The sequence below is a fragment of the Pseudomonas sp. P9_31 genome, from assembly GCF_034008235.1.
Classification (GTDB): Bacteria; Pseudomonadota; Gammaproteobacteria; order Pseudomonadales; family Pseudomonadaceae; genus Aquipseudomonas.
Map to the genome: position 1 here is coordinate 5,912,095 of NZ_CP125375.1, position 16,144 is coordinate 5,928,238.

A 16,144-nucleotide genomic window follows, 5' to 3' on the forward strand; every position below is an offset into this window, starting at 1 on the left:
GACAAGTCTTGGCAGCGATTTACAGTAGAGTCAGGCCTTGCCGTTACAGCTTGACGGCAGAGTCGGGGGGCCGGTGACGCAGGCCACAGGCAAACAGCCCCGGGCTCTTAGCTCGGTCGATAAACGCGCACATTGGCATGCCCCTCACTGAGCAAATGGTGAGCATGCAGGCGACTCATCACGCCTTTGTCGCAATACAGCAGGTACTGGCGAGTAGGGTCCAGTTCCTTGAAACGAGCGTTCAGTGCATAAAACGGCATCGCTTGTACCTCGATGCCAGCAAGCACCAGCGGGTCGTCTTCGGCGGCATCCGGGTGACGGATGTCAATGATGATCTGGCCCGCCAGCGCTTCGCTGACTTCTTCAATCTGCAAGTCCTGGCCCAATTCGTCGATCACGCGATCGATCGGCACCAGCTTGGCGTTCTCGAGCGCACGCTCGAGCACCGCCATGTCGAATTCTTTCTCTTCATGCTCCACGCGCGGACGCTTGGCGTGGGTCTTGGGGTTCACCGAGATGACCCCGCAGTATTCCGGCATGTGCTTGGCAAAGTCGGCGGTGCCGATTTCGTTGGCCAGGTCGATGATGTCCTGCTTGTGACTGGCGATCAGCGGACGCAACACCAGCTTGTCGGTCACACAGTCGATCACGGACAGGTTCGGCAGTGTCTGGCTCGACACCTGGGAAATCGCTTCGCCGGTGACCAGCGCTTCGATGTCCAGCCGATCGGCAATACGGGAAGCAGCGCGCAACATCATACGCTTCAAAACCACACCCATATGACTGTTATCGACTTTCCCGAGAATTTCTCCCAGTACTTCCTCGAACGGCACACTGACAAATAACACGCGTTGGGAGCTGCCGTACTTCTTCCAGATGAAGTGCGCGACTTCCATCACGCCCAGTTCGTGGGCACGTCCGCCCAGATTGAAGAAGCAGAAATGGCTCATCAGCCCGCGGCGCATGATCTGGTAGGCGGCGACGGTGGAATCGAAGCCGCCGGACATCAGCACAAGTGTCTGCTCCAGGGCACCCAGCGGATAACCACCGATGCTGTTGTGCTGGCTGTGGATCACGAACAACCGTTTGTCGCGAATTTCGATGCGAACTTCGATTTCAGGCTCTTTCAGGGAGATTCCGGCGGCGCCGCACTGACGACGCAACTGGCTGCCGACGTATTTCTCCACGTCCATGGAGCTGAATTCGTGCTTGCCGGCGCGCTTGCAGCGCACCGAAAAAATCTTCCCGGCCAGCGCATCGCCGAAGTGCAGCTTGCACTTCTCGACGATGTCGTCGAAGTCGCCCAACGGGTATTCATCCACCTGCAGGAAATGCGCGATGCCCGGCATGCAGCTCAGGCGCTCGGTCATCTCCTTCAGGGCTTTCGGGTCGCTGACGCGGGTTTCCAGCTCGAGATTGTCCCACACACCGTTCACCACCACGGCCGGGTCCAGATCGCGGAGCACGGTGCGGATGTTTTTGGCCAACTGGCGGATGAAACGCATCCGTACCGGGCGGCTCTTGATGGTGATCTCGGGGAAGACTTTTACGATTAGTTTCATGAAAACAGCGCGCGCCGGGCCAGCCGAAAAAGGGGGGCGCGGATTATAGCGGAAATTGCTCAAGGTTTAACCAGTTAATGTGCAGAAGGTTTTGCGCGCACCAAAACAGGTCATTTACGGAGTTAGACGCTACATTACAGGGCGATATTTTGCGCTTTCTGGCGCCTTGCACCGTTATAAGCGCGATATAGGGGCAAAAAACCCATGGTGGGGCACTGGCATGCAATTTGCTCCCTTGTGAGGCAGGTTGCCATGGCAGAGTATTCGCGCCGGCATCACCCACATTCTAAGGGCATCCATTACTAAGCCCGAAGCCACCCGGAGGACACTATGTCGAAGTCGGTTCAACTCATCAAAGATCATGACGTCAAGTGGATTGATCTGCGCTTCACGGACACCAAAGGCACTCAGCACCACGTGACCATGCCGGCTCGCGATGCGCTGGATGAAGCTTTCTTCGAAGAAGGCAAAATGTTCGACGGTTCCTCCATCGCAGGCTGGAAAGGCATCGAAGCTTCCGACATGATCCTGATGCCGGACGACAGCACTGCCGTTCTCGACCCGTTCACCGAAGAGCCGACCCTGATCCTGGTTTGCGACGTGATCGAACCTTCGACCATGCAAGGCTACGACCGTGACCCACGTGCGATCGCCAAGCGTGCCGAGGAATACCTGAAGTCGACCGGTATTGGCGACACCGTATTTGTGGGCCCGGAGCCTGAGTTCTTCATCTTCGACGAAGTGAAGTTCAAGTCCGACATCTCCGGCTCGATGTTCAAAATCTACTCCGAACAAGGTTCGTGGATGTCCGACCAGGACGTGGAAGGCGGCAACAAAGGCCACCGTCCAGGCGTCAAAGGCGGCTACTTCCCTGTTCCGCCGTTCGATCACGACCACGAAATCCGTACCTCCATGTGCAACGCCATGGAAGAAATGGGCCTGACCATCGAAGTTCACCACCACGAAGTGGCGACTGCCGGTCAGAACGAAATCGGCGTGAAGTTCAACACTCTGGTTGCCAAGGCTGACGAAGTTCAGACCCTCAAGTACTGCGTACACAACGTTGCTGACGCCTACGGCCGCACCGCGACCTTCATGCCCAAGCCTCTGTACGGCGACAACGGCTCGGGTATGCACGTTCACCTGTCCATCGCCAAAGATGGCAAGAACACCTTCGCTGGCGAAGGCTATGCCGGCCTGTCCGACACCGCTCTGTACTTCATCGGCGGCATCATCAAGCACGGTAAGGCCCTGAACGGCTTCACCAACCCGTCGACCAACTCCTACAAGCGTCTGGTCCCAGGTTTCGAAGCGCCAGTGATGCTGGCCTACTCGGCTCGCAACCGTTCCGCTTCGATCCGTATTCCTTACGTGTCCAGCCCTCGCGCTCGCCGTATCGAAGCCCGCTTCCCGGATCCGGCAGCCAACCCGTACCTGGGCTTCGCTGCACTGCTGATGGCTGGCCTGGACGGCATCCAGAACAAGATCCACCCAGGCGACGCGGCTGACAAAAACCTGTACGACCTGCCGCCTGAAGAGGCGAAAGAGATCCCACAAGTTTGCGGCAGCCTGAAAGAAGCCCTGGAAGAGCTGGATAAAGGTCGTGCGTTCCTGACCAAAGGCGGCGTTTTCAGCGACGACTTCATCGACGCTTACATCGCCCTGAAAAGCGAAGAAGAAATCAAGGTTCGCACCTTCGTACACCCACTGGAATATGAGCTGTACTACAGCTGCTGATCCGGTAGCGCCGCGGTACGCGGCGTGACAAAAGAGAGGCCTCCTTCGGGAGGCCTTTTTTGTGGGCGAACGTCTGTCATCGGATACCCGGTTGCGTGCATCATGCCCTTCATCCGATAAAGCCGAGATCCCCCATGCGCCTACGCCCATGCCTTGCCTTGCTCACTGCCTTACTGACCAACAGCGCTTTTGCCGGCCCGGCACCTGCCGCCCTCGCCCCATTACTTGGCACCATCGAGGAGCGCCTGGCGATTGCCGATCAGGTCGCGTTGAGCAAATGGGACAGCGGCAAACCGGTCGAAGACCGTCAGCGCGAGCGCGAGGTAATTGCCGGTGCCGTCACCCTGGCACCTGCCTATAAATTGAGCAACGAAGCTGTCGAACAATTTTTCTCGGCGCAGATCGAGGCCAATAAACTGGTGCAGTACGCGCACCTGTCTGACTGGCATGCCCAAGGCAAGGCACCCGACGCCCCTCGCCCCGATCTCGTCGGGCAGATTCGCCCACAACTTGATCGGTTACAAAAACGCCTGCTGCAACAACTGGCCGACTTCAGCCCTTATCGCAACGACCCGCAGTGCCCCTCCTGGCTGGCCAAGGCCAACAAAACCGGCGCCCAAGTGTCGCTGCGCGAACTCGCCAAGGTGCGCGCCACCGCTGAGTTGTGCAGCACCAGCCGCTGAGCCGGCCTGCCGACATGCGCTGATGTGCTCTATGCTCAGCGCTTAGTCGCCATGAACGGAACAGGGCCGGACACTTGCCCAACGGCCAATGGAAGCCTGCAATGCGCTCATTGTTGTTATGCCTGCTCGTACTGATCGCCCTGCCCGCCGCCGCGCAGATCTATAAGTACACCGATGCCAACGGCAACACTGCCTACAGCAATCAACCGCCCGATGGCGTTAAAGCTCAACCGGTCGAATTGCCACCGCTCAACAGTGTCGAGCGTCAGTCGCCAAGCGAGCCGGTAGCGCCTGTACAAGCCAGTAGCCGCGACCAGCCCCACAGCGCCTATCAAGTGTTGGAGCTGACTGGCCTGCCCACCGAGGAAGCCTTGCGCGCCAACAACGGCACGTTCACCGTCAGCGTATTGATCAATCCGCGCCTGCAAGGCTCTCACCGATTGAGGCTGTTACTGGACGATCAACCCTACGGCCAGCCGAGCAACGTACCGATTCTGCAATTGGTGAACATCGACCGTGGCGAACACCGCTTTGCGGTTCAGGTGATCGATGGGCAAAACGTCGTACAGCAGAGCCCCACCGTGACTCTCACCGTACAACGGGTGCATAAGCCTTGAGGGCCTGGTTGTTGGCCGCGTGCCTGATCAGCCTGCCGGCAATAGCCGACGTCTTCACCTACATCGACGCCCAGGGCAATCGGGTCTTCACCGATCAACCGGGCACCCGTAACGCCAAGCGTGTGCCACTGGCAACGAGCAATCGAATGTCGGCCAACCCGAGCGGCGCGGCGCCCATGACCGCCGCGAAACAGAACCCGGCCAAACCACTATTTCATTACGACATGCTCCGTGTGCTGGTGCCGGAGCCGGATGCCACGATCCGTAGCAATGCCGGTGAACTGATCGCCAGCGTTACCAGCGAACCCGCCCTGCAACGGGGCCATCGTTACCGTTTGCTGCTGGACGGCCAGCCCACCGCCGAACCCGGCCCGAGCCCGGTGTTCGCCCTGAGCAACATCGACCGTGGCACCCATAACCTGTCGGTGGAAATCCTCGACGAACAGGGCCGTATCGTCGAACGCACGGCCAATCAACCGTTCCACATGCTACGCATTTCCCTGGCACAGAAACGCCAGGCCAAACCCTGCGTGCTCACCGACTACGGCCAACGGCCGGAATGCCCTCTCAAAGACAAACCCGAAGAAGAAAAGAGCTTCTTTTAACTTCATTCAGGTTCACGCACTATATTGGTGCAACTATCCGCGCCGCACTCATGCCTTCAACCCATTTTGGTTCGAAAGCACGTGCAAAAACTGGCAGAGCGCCACGCAAACGAGCGTAAAACGCCTATTTCAGGCTCTAAACGCTTCTTTTCGGAGCCTTGGTTTGGTTTTTGCATTTTCCTCGTATCAGCGCGTTATCCACGCGCATGCCCTGCTCCAAAAGAGGTCCTGATGACCATTAGCGACGCACTACACCGCTTGCTACTCGACAACCTGACCACCGCAACCATTTTGCTCGACGCCGAACTGCGCCTCGAGTACATGAACCCCGCGGCGGAGATGCTCTTAGCCATCAGCGGCCAGCGCAGCCATGGGCAGTTCATCAGTGAGTTGTTCACCGAATCCACAGAAGCGCTGAACTCCCTGCGCCAGGCGGTCGAGCAGGCGCATCCGTTCACCAAGCGCGAAGCGATGCTCACCGCCCTCACCGGCCAGACCCTGACCGTCGATTACGCGGTGACGCCGATCCTGAGCAATGGCGACACGATGCTGCTGCTGGAGGTTCACCCTCGCGACCGCTTGCTGCGAATCACCAAGGAAGAGGCGCAGCTGTCGAAGCAGGAAACCAGCAAGATGCTGGTGCGCGGCCTCGCTCACGAGATCAAGAACCCTCTCGGCGGGATTCGCGGCGCAGCTCAGTTGCTCGCCCGTGAATTGCCGGAAGAAAGCCTGCGCGATTACACCAACGTCATCATTGAAGAGGCCGACCGCCTGCGCAATCTGGTGGATCGCATGCTCGGCTCCAACAAACTGCCGTCGCTGGCCATGTGCAACGTCCACGAAGTGCTGGAGCGCGTCTGTCAGCTGGTGGAGGCCGAAAGCCAGGGCTGCATCACTTTGGTGCGCGACTACGACCCAAGCATTCCGGATGTCTTGATCGATCGCGAACAGATGATTCAAGCCGTGCTGAACATTGTGCGCAACGCGATGCAGGCCATCAGCAGCCAGAACGAGCTGCGCCTTGGCCGCATCAGCCTGCGCACCCGCGCCATGCGCCAGTTCACCATCGGCCATGTGCGCCATCGCCTGGTGACCAAGATCGAAATCATCGACAACGGCCCGGGGATCCCCGCCGAGCTGCAGGAAACCATCTTCTTCCCCATGGTCAGCGGCCGCCCGGACGGTACCGGGCTGGGCCTGGCCATTACCCAGAACATCATCAGCCAGCACCAGGGCCTGATCGAATGTGACAGCCATCCAGGCCACACCACGTTCTCGATCTTTCTGCCACTGGAACAAGGAGCCACATCGACATGAGCCGTAGTGAAACCGTGTGGATCGTCGATGACGACCGTTCTATCCGTTGGGTCCTGGAGAAAGCCTTGCAGCAGGAAGGCATGACCACGCAAAGCTTCGACAGCGCCGATGGCGTGATGAGCCGCCTGGCGCGCCAGCAGCCGGACGTGATCATCTCCGACATCCGCATGCCGGGTGCCAGCGGTCTGGACCTTCTGGCGCGGATTCGCGAACAACACCCACGGCTGCCGGTCATCATCATGACTGCCCACTCTGACCTGGATAGCGCTGTCGCGTCCTATCAGGGCGGCGCATTCGAATACCTGCCCAAGCCGTTCGATGTCGACGAGGCTGTGTCGCTGGTCAAGCGCGCCAACCAGCACGCTCAGGAACAGCAAGGCCTGGAAGTCGTCCCGACGCTGACCCGCACCCCGGAAATCATCGGCGAAGCGCCGGCGATGCAGGAAGTGTTTCGCGCTATCGGGCGTTTGAGTCACTCCAACATCACCGTGCTGATCAACGGCGAATCCGGTACCGGTAAAGAACTGGTAGCCCACGCCCTGCACCGCCACAGCCCACGGGCGGCGTCGCCGTTCATTGCGTTGAACATGGCAGCGATCCCCAAGGATCTGATGGAGTCCGAGCTGTTCGGCCATGAGAAAGGCGCGTTCACCGGCGCGGCCAACCTGCGTCGCGGGCGTTTTGAACAGGCCGACGGCGGCACGCTGTTCCTCGATGAAATCGGCGACATGCCGGCGGATACTCAGACGCGCTTGCTGCGGGTACTGGCGGACGGTGAGTTTTACCGCGTCGGCGGTCATACGCCGGTGAAAGTCGATGTGCGAATCATTGCCGCGACTCACCAGAACCTGGAAACCCTGGTCCACGCCGGAAAATTCCGTGAGGACTTGTTCCACCGCCTCAACGTGATCCGCATCCACATTCCACGGATGTCTGACCGTCGCGAAGACATCCCGACCCTGGCCAAGCACTTCCTCAGCCGCGCCGCGCAAGAACTGGCGGTGGAACCGAAGCTGCTGAAAAGCGAAACCGAGGAATACCTGAAAAACCTGCCGTGGCCGGGCAACGTGCGTCAGTTGGAGAACACCTGCCGCTGGATCACCGTAATGGCTTCGGGTCGCGAAGTGCACATCAGCGACCTGCCACCCGAGCTGCTGAGCCTGCCGCAGGATTCGGCACCGGTGACCAACTGGGAGCAAGCGCTACGTCAGTGGGCCGATCAGGCGTTGGCGCGCGGTCAGTCGAGCCTGCTCGACAGCGCCGTGCCGGCTTTCGAGCGGATCATGATCGAAACCGCCCTCAAACACACCGCCGGCCGCCGCCGCGACGCCGCCGTGTTGCTGGGCTGGGGCCGTAATACCTTGACGCGCAAGATCAAGGAATTGGGGATGAAGGTAGATGGTGGGGATGATGATGAGGGGGATGAGGGCTAAGCAGCCTTAAGTTCTTCGCTGATCGTTAGATCCAATCGCGAGCAGGCTCGCTCCCACAGGGTTCAATGGTGTTCACACATTGGTGAAACACTGAAAAACCACTGTGGGAGCGAGCCTGCTCGCGATGCTTTTGGGGGCCTTGTGCACCGCAGCAATGCACCATGAACCGCAATCGCGCACGACAACCGGTCCGAAACCCCGCCTTCATCTGCAAAGAGATCCATTTCGAAAAAACACAAAAGCCCCGAATTACGGGGCTTTCAGCGCTGCTCGACGGCTTTCTGTTGCAACTTGTTAAAAACTGGCACGCCCCCTGCAATAGTCCAATCAGTGATTCGATTCACTACCCAGTTTCGGGGACCTTGGTACAGGCAGGCCGGGGATTCCCCTCTTTACACCGGGCTCATACCGCAACAGCGACGAGCCCATCCCGTTTTGGGGTCCTTGGTACAGGCAGGCCGGGGATTCCCTCTTTACACCGGGCTCACGACGCAATGCGCGAGCCCTCCCGTTTCGGGAACCTTGGTACAGGCAGGCCGGGGATTCCCTCTTTTATTGCTCTCGGAGATGGATCTCCAGCCGCCAGCGGTCATCGACCTCGCTACCGGCCCACTCGCCCTGCAGTGGCCGGGCTGCCACTACCGTCAGCAACAACCCCCCATCACTCAAACGCACTCGCCAGTTCACGTCTCTGCCGTTGAGCTTGAGCTGACCTTTCTGCGCACGGCCCTCAGCCTCGAACAGCAGCGCCAGGCTACCGTCGACGAACTCGCCGTGGGCCTTGGGTTCGTTGTTGAACCACACCACCAGCCCGTCATTCGTGACCTCGACCTGCTGCAATTCGCTGGGGTCGGGGGTGGTCAGGCGACCGATCATCAGGCCCACCATCACCCCGACGATCGCCAACGAAGCCATCACCCGCGGGAATAGTTTCGAACGGGGGTCCGCTTGCGGCGTAGAATGCCCGTCATCTTTACCTTCGGAGCCGTGCATGTTTCACGTCATCCTTTTCCAACCAGAAATTCCGCCGAATACCGGCAACGTTATCAGGCTGTGCGCCAACAGTGGCTGCCACCTGCATTTGATCGAACCGCTGGGCTTCGAGATGGACGACAAGCGCCTGCGCCGGGCCGGCCTCGATTACCATGAGTATGCCACCCTGCAACGCCACGCAGACCTCGCCAGCTGTCTGGAAAGCCTCGGCCATCCTCGGCTGTTCGCCTTTACCACCAAGGGCTCGCGGCCATTTCACGAGGCCAGCTTCGCCGAAGGCGATGCGTTCCTGTTCGGCCCGGAAAGCCGTGGCTTGCCGGCCGAAGTGCTCGAGGCCCTGCCCGGCGAACAACGCCTGCGCCTGCCCATGCGCGAAGGTTGCCGCAGCCTGAACCTGTCCAACACCGTGGCCATCGCCGTGTACGAAGCCTGGCGTCAGCTCGGGTTCAAGTAATCTCGAGACCTGATCGTTCCCACGCTCTGCGTGGGAATGCAGCCCGTGACGCTCCGCGTCACTGGACGCGGAGCGTCCCTTGAGGCATTCCCACGCAGAGCGTGGGAACGATCACCCAAGAAAAAAGCGCCTGTTACGGCGCTTTTTTCGTTACTGCATCGAACACTTACTGAACAGTTGGAGTCTCGCCAGCCGCCTGCATGCGTTGCAGCTCTTGTGCGTACAGCGCGTCGAAGTTCACCGGGGCCAGCATCAGAGCCGGGAACGAACCGCGGGTGACCAGGCTGTCCAGGGTTTCGCGAGCGTACGGGAACAGGATGTTCGGGCAGAACGCGCCCAGGGTGTGGCTCATCGAAGCGTCATCCAGGTTCTTGATCAGGAAGATCCCGGCCTGTTGCACTTCAGCAATGAACGCCACTTCTTCACCGTTTTTCACGGTAACCGACAGGGTCAGCACGACTTCGTGGAAGTCGCCTTCCAGAGCCTTCTGGCGGGTGTTCAGATCCAGACCGACGCTCGGCTCCCACTGCTGGCGGAAGATCGCCGGGCTTTTCGGGGCCTCGAAGGACAAGTCACGTACGTAGATGCGCTGCAAGGAGAATTGCGGTGCGGTTTCTTCTTCGCTAGCTGCAGTGTTCTGTTGGTCAGTCATCTCAGATCCTTTCTGATCTCGGGTCTTGTAGGGTATGGCTATTTTCAAGTAAGGCAGTCAGGCCTTGAGCATGGCGTCGAGCTTACCGGCGCGCTCCAGGGCAAACAAATCATCACAGCCGCCAACGTGGGTGCTGCCGATCCAGATCTGCGGCACGGACGTACGCCCGGCCTTCTGAGCCATCGCGGCACGCACCTGCGGCTTGCCATCGACCTTGATCTCTTCGAAGGCTACGCCTTTGTTCTCGAGCAGGTACTTGGCTCGCGAGCAATAAGGGCAGTAATCGCTGGAATAGACGACGACGTTGTTCATGTCACTTCACCAGCGGCAGATTGTCGGCCTTCCAGCTGGAAATACCGCCGGACAGCTTGGCGGCGGTGAAACCGGATTTCATCAGTTCGCGGGCATGAGTGCCGGCAGTCTGGCCCATGGCGTCGACCAGGATAATGGTCTTGGCCTTGTGCTTTTCCAGTTCGCCGACGCGAGCGGTCAGTTTGTCCTGAGGAATGTTCAACGCGCCAACGATGTGACCGGCGGCAAAATCCTTGGTCGGACGAATGTCGACCACCACGCCTGCGTCCTTGTTGACCAGCCCGGTCAGTTCACCGGTGCTCAGGCTGCGGCCGCCGCCTTGCATCTGATAGGCCAATAGCAGGGCCGCCAGTACAACGAAGATACCCACGAGAATGTAGTGGTTGGTGGCGAATTGAATCAGGTGATCAACCATCGAAGGAGGTTCCAGGGCGTTAAAATGTCGGCCAGTATACACAGCCACTATGGTGGGCCAAACCCCGTCCGGCGGTGACGCGGTCGGAACTTCGCTTTAAACTGCCACTCCCTTTTCCATCGCCCTCTTTTTAACTCAGCCACGAGTGGAATCTATGACTACCACGCCTAAACCTTTGGTCCTGATGATTCTCGACGGCTTCGGTCACAGTGACAGCCAGGAATCCAACGCCATCTATGCGGCGAAGAAGCCCGTACTGGACCGCCTGTGGGCCACCGTGCCGAACGGCCTGATCTCGGGCAGCGGCATGGACGTCGGCTTGCCGGACGGCCAGATGGGTAACTCCGAAGTCGGCCACATGAACCTCGGCGCCGGCCGGGTGGTGTATCAGGACTTCACCCGCGTGACCAAAGCGATCCGCGACGGCGAGTTCTTCGAGAACCCGACCATCTGCGCCGCGGTGGATAAAGCCGTTGCTGCCGGCAAAGCCGTGCACTTCATGGGTTTGCTGTCCGATGGCGGCGTTCACAGCCACCAGGACCACCTGATCGCCATGGCTGAACTGGCCTACAAGCGCGGCGCCGAAAAAATCTACCTGCACGCCTTCCTCGACGGCCGCGACACGCCGCCGAAAAGCGCCCAGTCGTCGATCGAACTGCTGGACGCGACCTTCGAGGCCCTCGGCAAAGGCCGGATCGCCAGCATCATTGGCCGTTACTACGCCATGGACCGCGATAACCGTTGGGATCGCGTGTCCCAGGCCTACAACCTGATTGTCGATGGCGCTAGCGAATTCAACGCCGCCACTGCCCAGGAAGGCCTGCAAGCCGCGTACGAGCGTGGCGAGAGCGACGAATTCGTCAAAGCCACCAGCATCGGTGAGCCAGTCAAGGTCGAAGACGGCGACGCCGTGGTCTTCATGAACTTCCGCGCCGACCGGGCTCGCGAACTGACCCGCGTATTCGTCGAGGACGATTTCAAGGAATTCGAACGCGCTCGCCAGCCAAAACTGGCCGGCTTCGTCATGCTGACCCAATACGCCGCCAGCATCCCCGCGCCGTCGGCCTTCGCCGCGGGCAGCCTGGACAACGTGCTGGGCGATTACCTGGCGAAAAACGGCAAGACGCAGCTGCGCATCGCCGAAACCGAGAAATACGCCCACGTGACTTTCTTCTTCTCCGGCGGTCGCGAAGAACCGTTCCCGGGCGAAGAACGCATCCTGATCCCGTCGCCGAAAGTCGCCACCTATGACTTGCAGCCCGAGATGAGTGCCCCGGAAGTCACCGACCGCATCGTCGACGCCATTGCAAACCAGCGTTACGACGTGATTGTGGTCAACTACGCCAACGGCGACATGGTCGGCCACAGCGGTGTGTTCGAGGCAGCAGTCAAAGCGGTCGAGTGCCTGGACCTGTGCGTCGGCCGCATCGTCGATGCGCTGGAAAAAGTCGGCGGCGAAGCCCTGATTACCGCCGACCACGGCAATGTAGAGCAGATGTCCGACGCATCGACCGGCCAGGCCCACACCGCCCATACCACCGAGCCGGTGCCGTTCATCTATGTCGGCAAGCGTGACTTCAAGGTCCGCGACGGCGGCGTGCTGGCGGATGTCGCGCCGACCATGCTGATGTTGCTGGGGCTGGAAAAGCCTGTGGAAATGACCGGGACATCGATTCTGGTGTAATCCGCCTATTCAAACACCGCCAAACCCTATGGGAGCGAGCCTGCTCGCGATAGCAATCTGACAGCCAACATCTTTGTTGAATGTACTGATGCCATCGCGAGCAGGCTCGCTCCCACATTGGTTTGCGGTGTTTTTCAGTCCAGTTATCACACAGCCCCAATTGGGCATTTTTTTTGCTGCGCATGGCGGGCATACTAGGCCGTCCCTTTCCCTGGTGTCGCCCGCCTCTATGCTTCGCGTCCTGATAGCCCTTGCCCTGACTTGCCTGCTCCAACCGGCCTTTGCCGACGAGCGCACGCAAACCCAACAACAGTTGGACGCCACGCGTCAGGACATTGCCGAGCTGAAAAAACTGCTGGGCAAGCTCCAGGAAGAAAAGTCCGGGGTGCAGAAAGACCTCAAAGGCACCGAAACCGAGATGGGCAAGCTCGAGAAGCAGGTCGACGCGCTGCAAAAAGAGCTGAAGAAAAGCGAATCCGAGCTGCAGCGACTCGATGGTGAGAAAAAAAAACTCCAGAGCGCGCGCATTGAACAGCAACGACTGATCGCCATCCAGGCCCGCGCGGCCTATCAGAATGGCCGCCAGGAGTACCTGAAACTGCTGCTCAACCAGCAGAACCCGGAAAAATTCGCCCGCACCCTTACCTATTACGACTACCTGAGCCAGGCCCGCCTGGAGCAACTGAAGAATTTCAACGAAACCCTGCGCCAACTGGCCAATGTCGAAAAAGACATCGGCCTGCAGCAAGCGCAATTGCTGGTGCAGAAAAGCAGCCTCGACAGCCAGCGCGACGAACTCGACAAGGTCCGCAAAGAGCGTCAGCAAGTCCTGGCCAAGCTCAACGACGACGTAAAGGCTCGCGATCAGAAACTGGCGACCCGCGAGCAGGATCAGGCAGACCTGTCTAAAGTCCTTAAAACCATTGAAGAAACCCTGGCCCGTCAGGCCCGAGAGGCAGAAGAAGCGCGGCAAAAAGCGCTGATCGCCCAGCAGGAAGCCGAAAAAAAGCGGTTACGTGAGGCTCAGGCTGAAGCAGATGCCACCGACGCCCCACGCAAACCCGCCAAATCGACACCCGGCGTACTGGTTTCAAGTTCAGGCGAGACCTTTGGCGGCCCCTTCGCTTCCACCCGCGGCAGACTTCCGTGGCCGGTTGATGGTCGACTGCTGGCGCGCTTCGGTGAAACCCGTGGCGACGATGCCCGAACCAAGTGGGATGGCGTGATGATCAGCGCCTCCGCCGGCAGCCAGGTGCATGCCGTGCACGGCGGCCGGGTAGTGTTTGCCGACTGGCTGCGTGGCGCCGGGTTGCTGGTGATTCTCGACCACGGCAACGGTTTTTTGAGCCTTTACGGTCACAACCAGACGCTGCTCAAGTCTGCGGGTGACGTGGTAAAAGCCGGTGAGTCCATCTCCACTGTCGGTAACAGTGGCGGGCAGGACACACCAGCGCTGTATTTCGCTATTCGTCAGCAGGGTCACCCGAGTGATCCAGCGCAATGGTGTCGTGCGCAAGGATAAGTACGCCATCTACTTCAGGAGTTCGTTCGACATGCTGTATTTGTCCCGCCTTACCTCGCTGGCCCTGACGATTGCCCTGGTGATCGGCGCGCCGCTGGCGTTTGCTGCTCAACCGACCCCGGCGGTCGCACCTGCCGGCACCGCCGCGACCACCAAGGCGCCATTGCCGCTGGACGAGTTGCGCACCTTTGCCGAGGTCATGGACCGGATCAAGGCAGCCTATGTAGAGCCGGTGGACGACAAGACCCTGCTGGAAAACGCTATCAAAGGCATGCTCAGCAACCTCGACCCGCACTCCGCGTATCTGGGCCCGGAAGACTTCGCTGAATTGCAGGAAAGCACCAGCGGCGAATTCGGCGGCCTGGGCATCGAAGTCGGCGCCGAAGACGGTTTCATCAAAGTGGTTTCGCCCATCGATGACACCCCGGCCTCCAAGGCTGGCATTCAGGCCGGCGACTTCATCGTCAAGATCAACGGCCAGCCGACTCGCGGCCAGAGCATGACCGAAGCCGTGGACAAGATGCGCGGCAAGATCGGCCAGAAAATCACCCTGACCCTGGTGCGCGACGGCGGCGCGCCGTTCGACGTGACCCTGGTCCGCGCCATCATTCAGGTGAAGAGCGTGAAGAGCCAACTGCTGGAGTCCGGCTACGGCTACATCCGCATCACCCAGTTCCAGGTCAAGACCGGCGAAGAAGTCTCCAAGGCCCTGGCCAAGTTGCGCAAGGACAACGGCAAGAAGCTCAGCGGCATCGTTCTCGACCTGCGTAACAACCCAGGCGGCGTGCTGCAATCGGCAGTGGAAGTGGTCGACCACTTCATCACCAGAGGCCTGATCGTCTACACCAAGGGCCGCATCGCCAACTCCGAACTGCGCTTCTCCGCCACCGGCAAGGACGAAAGCGAAGCCGTGCCAATGGTCGTGCTGATCAACGGTGGCAGCGCCTCGGCCTCGGAAATTGTCGCCGGCGCCCTGCAGGATCAGAAACGCGCGGTCGTCATGGGCACCACCAGTTTCGGCAAAGGCTCGGTCCAGACCGTGTTGCCACTGAACAACGAGCGCGCACTGAAAATCACCACGGCGCTGTACTACACGCCGAATGGCCGCTCGATTCAGGCTCAAGGCATCGTCCCGGACATCGAAGTGCGCAAGGCCAAGATCACCAACGAGCAGGACGGCGAGTACTTCAAGGAAGCCGACCTGCAAGGTCACCTGGGCAATGGCAACGGCGGCGCCGACAAACCGACTGGTTCTGCTGGCAAAGCCAAAGCCATGCCGCAGGATGACGATTACCAGTTGGCCCAGGCCCTGAGCCTGCTCAAAGGACTGAGCATTACCCGCGGCCACTGAGATGCGCCTGCGGTTGCTCCTCGGTCTGTTGTGCAGCCTGGCGGGTGTTGCTCACGCGGCACCCGTCACGACAGCGACCACACCTCACAAGGCTTACCTGAGCCTGATCATCGATGACTTGGGGCAGAACCTGCCCCGGGATCGACGCGTACTGGCCCTGCCCGGCCCGGTCACCACGGCCATCATGCCGGATACGCCCCACGCCACCGAATTCGCCCGCGAAGCCCATCGTGCCGGCAAGACCGTCATCCTGCACATGCCCATGGACCCGGCCACCGGGCCGTTCGCCTGGCATCCCGAGTTGCCCATCGAAGAACTCGAAAAGCGCCTGAACGCGGCGTTCCAGGCTGTGCCGTATACCGCGGGCATCAACAACCACATGGGCAGCCGCATGACCGTTCAGCAACCGGCCATGGCCTGGCTGATGGCGGACTTGCAGCGGCGGCACAAGTTCTTTGTCGACAGTCGTACCAGCGCGCAAACCGTGGCAGCTGCCGAGGCGCAGAAAATTGGTCTGGCGAGCGTTTCGCGGGATGTGTTCCTGGATGACGAGCCCACTGAAACCGCGATCTTCGCTCAGCTACAAACGGCTATCAGCCTGGCGCGCAAGCAGGGCTCGGCGGTGATGATCGGCCACCCTTATCCACAAACCCTGGCGGTGCTTGAGCGTGAATTGCCCAGGCTCAAGGCTCAAGGCATTGACTGGATCGATATCAGACAAATGATCAGCGTGCGCGGCAATCGTGCAACGGCAGCGCACGGCAAGGATGGCCAGTACCGCCTCCCGCCCGCCCGGTAATTCCTCGT

Annotated in this window: 16 protein-coding genes; 11 read left to right on the top strand and 5 right to left on the bottom strand. The window is 60.0% G+C overall.

Going from position 1 to position 16,144, the window contains the following annotated elements:
* Positions 1-107: 107 nt before the first annotated feature.
* Entirely contained in the window at positions 108-1,562 is a 1,455-nt protein-coding gene (gene thiI, locus QMK51_RS26610) for a tRNA uracil 4-sulfurtransferase ThiI (RefSeq protein ID WP_258697982.1), read from the bottom strand.
* Between the two features lie 330 nt (positions 1,563-1,892).
* Between thiI and glnA the strand changes: the two genes are divergently transcribed.
* From glnA to ntrC, 6 genes are all read left to right on the top strand, one after another.
* The gene (gene glnA, locus QMK51_RS26615; protein WP_258697983.1) at positions 1,893-3,299 is read left to right on the top strand and encodes a glutamate--ammonia ligase; all 1,407 of its coding nucleotides are present in this window, start codon (positions 1,893-1,895) and stop codon (positions 3,297-3,299) included.
* 134 nt (positions 3,300-3,433) lie between these two features.
* Positions 3,434-3,982 (top strand): chorismate mutase, encoded by a 549-nt coding sequence (locus QMK51_RS26620; RefSeq protein WP_320392526.1) that lies wholly within the window; start codon positions 3,434-3,436, stop codon positions 3,980-3,982.
* A gap of 101 nt (positions 3,983-4,083) precedes the next feature.
* Entirely contained in the window at positions 4,084-4,599 is a 516-nt protein-coding gene (locus QMK51_RS26625) for a DUF4124 domain-containing protein (RefSeq protein ID WP_258697985.1), read from the top strand.
* Positions 4,596-5,204: a DUF4124 domain-containing protein gene (locus QMK51_RS26630; RefSeq protein ID WP_320392527.1), complete on the top strand. Its 609-nt coding sequence runs from the start codon at positions 4,596-4,598 to the stop codon at positions 5,202-5,204. Before QMK51_RS26625 ends, QMK51_RS26630 begins: the two co-directional genes overlap by 4 nt.
* 231 nt (positions 5,205-5,435) lie before the next feature.
* Positions 5,436-6,521, top strand: coding sequence for a nitrogen regulation protein NR(II) (glnL, locus tag QMK51_RS26635; RefSeq protein WP_018929201.1), 1,086 nt, complete (start codon positions 5,436-5,438; stop codon positions 6,519-6,521).
* On the top strand, positions 6,518-7,954 hold the full coding sequence (gene ntrC / locus QMK51_RS26640; RefSeq protein WP_258697987.1) for a nitrogen regulation protein NR(I): 1,437 nt from the start codon (positions 6,518-6,520) through the stop codon (positions 7,952-7,954). The genes glnL and ntrC overlap by 4 nt, the downstream gene beginning before the upstream one ends.
* A 552-nt stretch (positions 7,955-8,506) precedes the next feature.
* Here the strand turns inward: ntrC and QMK51_RS26645 are convergent.
* Positions 8,507-8,947, bottom strand: coding sequence for a hypothetical protein (locus QMK51_RS26645; protein ID WP_320392528.1), 441 nt, complete (start codon positions 8,945-8,947; stop codon positions 8,507-8,509).
* On the opposite strand from QMK51_RS26645, the gene trmL reads away from it, so the two are divergent.
* Positions 8,946-9,401 (top strand): tRNA (uridine(34)/cytosine(34)/5-carboxymethylaminomethyluridine(34)-2'-O)-methyltransferase TrmL, encoded by a 456-nt coding sequence (gene trmL, locus QMK51_RS26650; protein WP_258697989.1) that lies wholly within the window; start codon positions 8,946-8,948, stop codon positions 9,399-9,401. The two genes, QMK51_RS26645 and trmL, sit on opposite strands and share 2 nt — an antisense overlap.
* 166 nt (positions 9,402-9,567) lie before the next feature.
* Here trmL and secB read toward each other — a convergent pair whose 3' ends face one another.
* From secB to QMK51_RS26665, 3 genes are read right to left on the bottom strand one after another with little or no spacing between them, the layout of a single operon-like run.
* Complete coding sequence (secB, locus tag QMK51_RS26655; RefSeq protein WP_007897410.1) at positions 9,568-10,053, bottom strand: protein-export chaperone SecB; 486 nt, start codon at positions 10,051-10,053, stop codon at positions 9,568-9,570.
* 57 nt (positions 10,054-10,110) lie between these two features.
* Positions 10,111-10,365 (bottom strand): glutaredoxin 3, encoded by a 255-nt coding sequence (gene grxC / locus QMK51_RS26660; RefSeq protein WP_007939440.1) that lies wholly within the window; start codon positions 10,363-10,365, stop codon positions 10,111-10,113.
* Between the two features lies 1 nt (position 10,366).
* Entirely contained in the window at positions 10,367-10,780 is a 414-nt protein-coding gene (locus QMK51_RS26665) for a rhodanese-like domain-containing protein (protein ID WP_223488518.1), read from the bottom strand.
* 154 nt (positions 10,781-10,934) lie between these two features.
* Here QMK51_RS26665 and gpmI point away from each other — a divergent pair, with 154 nt between their 5' ends.
* The 4 genes from gpmI (at position 10,935) to QMK51_RS26685 (ending at position 16,136) form a co-directional block, all read left to right on the top strand.
* Positions 10,935-12,464 carry a 2,3-bisphosphoglycerate-independent phosphoglycerate mutase gene (gpmI, locus tag QMK51_RS26670; RefSeq protein ID WP_320392529.1) on the top strand — a complete coding sequence of 510 codons (1,530 nt, stop codon included), beginning with the start codon at positions 10,935-10,937 and terminating at the stop codon, positions 12,462-12,464.
* Between the two features lie 229 nt (positions 12,465-12,693).
* Positions 12,694-13,986 (top strand): murein hydrolase activator EnvC, encoded by a 1,293-nt coding sequence (locus QMK51_RS26675; protein ID WP_320392530.1) that lies wholly within the window; start codon positions 12,694-12,696, stop codon positions 13,984-13,986.
* A gap of 31 nt (positions 13,987-14,017) precedes the next feature.
* Positions 14,018-15,337, top strand: coding sequence for a S41 family peptidase (locus QMK51_RS26680; protein WP_320394569.1), 1,320 nt, complete (start codon positions 14,018-14,020; stop codon positions 15,335-15,337).
* Between the two features lies 1 nt (position 15,338).
* On the top strand, positions 15,339-16,136 hold the full coding sequence (locus QMK51_RS26685; RefSeq protein WP_320392531.1) for a divergent polysaccharide deacetylase family protein: 798 nt from the start codon (positions 15,339-15,341) through the stop codon (positions 16,134-16,136).
* The last annotated feature ends 8 nt before the right edge of the window (positions 16,137-16,144 follow it).

Coding starts and splice junctions, on each gene's coding strand:
- QMK51_RS26680 (WP_320394569.1), top strand. CDS start 14,018: ATGCTGTATTTGTCCCGCCTTACCTCGCTGGCCCTGACGATTGCCCTG.
- QMK51_RS26625 (WP_258697985.1), top strand. CDS start 4,084: ATGCGCTCATTGTTGTTATGCCTGCTCGTACTGATCGCCCTGCCCGCC.
- QMK51_RS26685 (WP_320392531.1), top strand. CDS start 15,339: ATGCGCCTGCGGTTGCTCCTCGGTCTGTTGTGCAGCCTGGCGGGTGTT.
- ntrC (WP_258697987.1), top strand. CDS start 6,518: ATGAGCCGTAGTGAAACCGTGTGGATCGTCGATGACGACCGTTCTATC.
- grxC (WP_007939440.1), bottom strand. CDS start 10,365: ATGAACAACGTCGTCGTCTATTCCAGCGATTACTGCCCTTATTGCTCG.
- QMK51_RS26620 (WP_320392526.1), top strand. CDS start 3,434: ATGCGCCTACGCCCATGCCTTGCCTTGCTCACTGCCTTACTGACCAAC.
- thiI (WP_258697982.1), bottom strand. CDS start 1,562: ATGAAACTAATCGTAAAAGTCTTCCCCGAGATCACCATCAAGAGCCGC.
- gpmI (WP_320392529.1), top strand. CDS start 10,935: ATGACTACCACGCCTAAACCTTTGGTCCTGATGATTCTCGACGGCTTC.
- QMK51_RS26675 (WP_320392530.1), top strand. CDS start 12,694: ATGCTTCGCGTCCTGATAGCCCTTGCCCTGACTTGCCTGCTCCAACCG.
- trmL (WP_258697989.1), top strand. CDS start 8,946: ATGTTTCACGTCATCCTTTTCCAACCAGAAATTCCGCCGAATACCGGC.
- glnA (WP_258697983.1), top strand. CDS start 1,893: ATGTCGAAGTCGGTTCAACTCATCAAAGATCATGACGTCAAGTGGATT.
- QMK51_RS26665 (WP_223488518.1), bottom strand. CDS start 10,780: ATGGTTGATCACCTGATTCAATTCGCCACCAACCACTACATTCTCGTG.
- secB (WP_007897410.1), bottom strand. CDS start 10,053: ATGACTGACCAACAGAACACTGCAGCTAGCGAAGAAGAAACCGCACCG.
- QMK51_RS26645 (WP_320392528.1), bottom strand. CDS start 8,947: ATGCACGGCTCCGAAGGTAAAGATGACGGGCATTCTACGCCGCAAGCG.
- glnL (WP_018929201.1), top strand. CDS start 5,436: ATGACCATTAGCGACGCACTACACCGCTTGCTACTCGACAACCTGACC.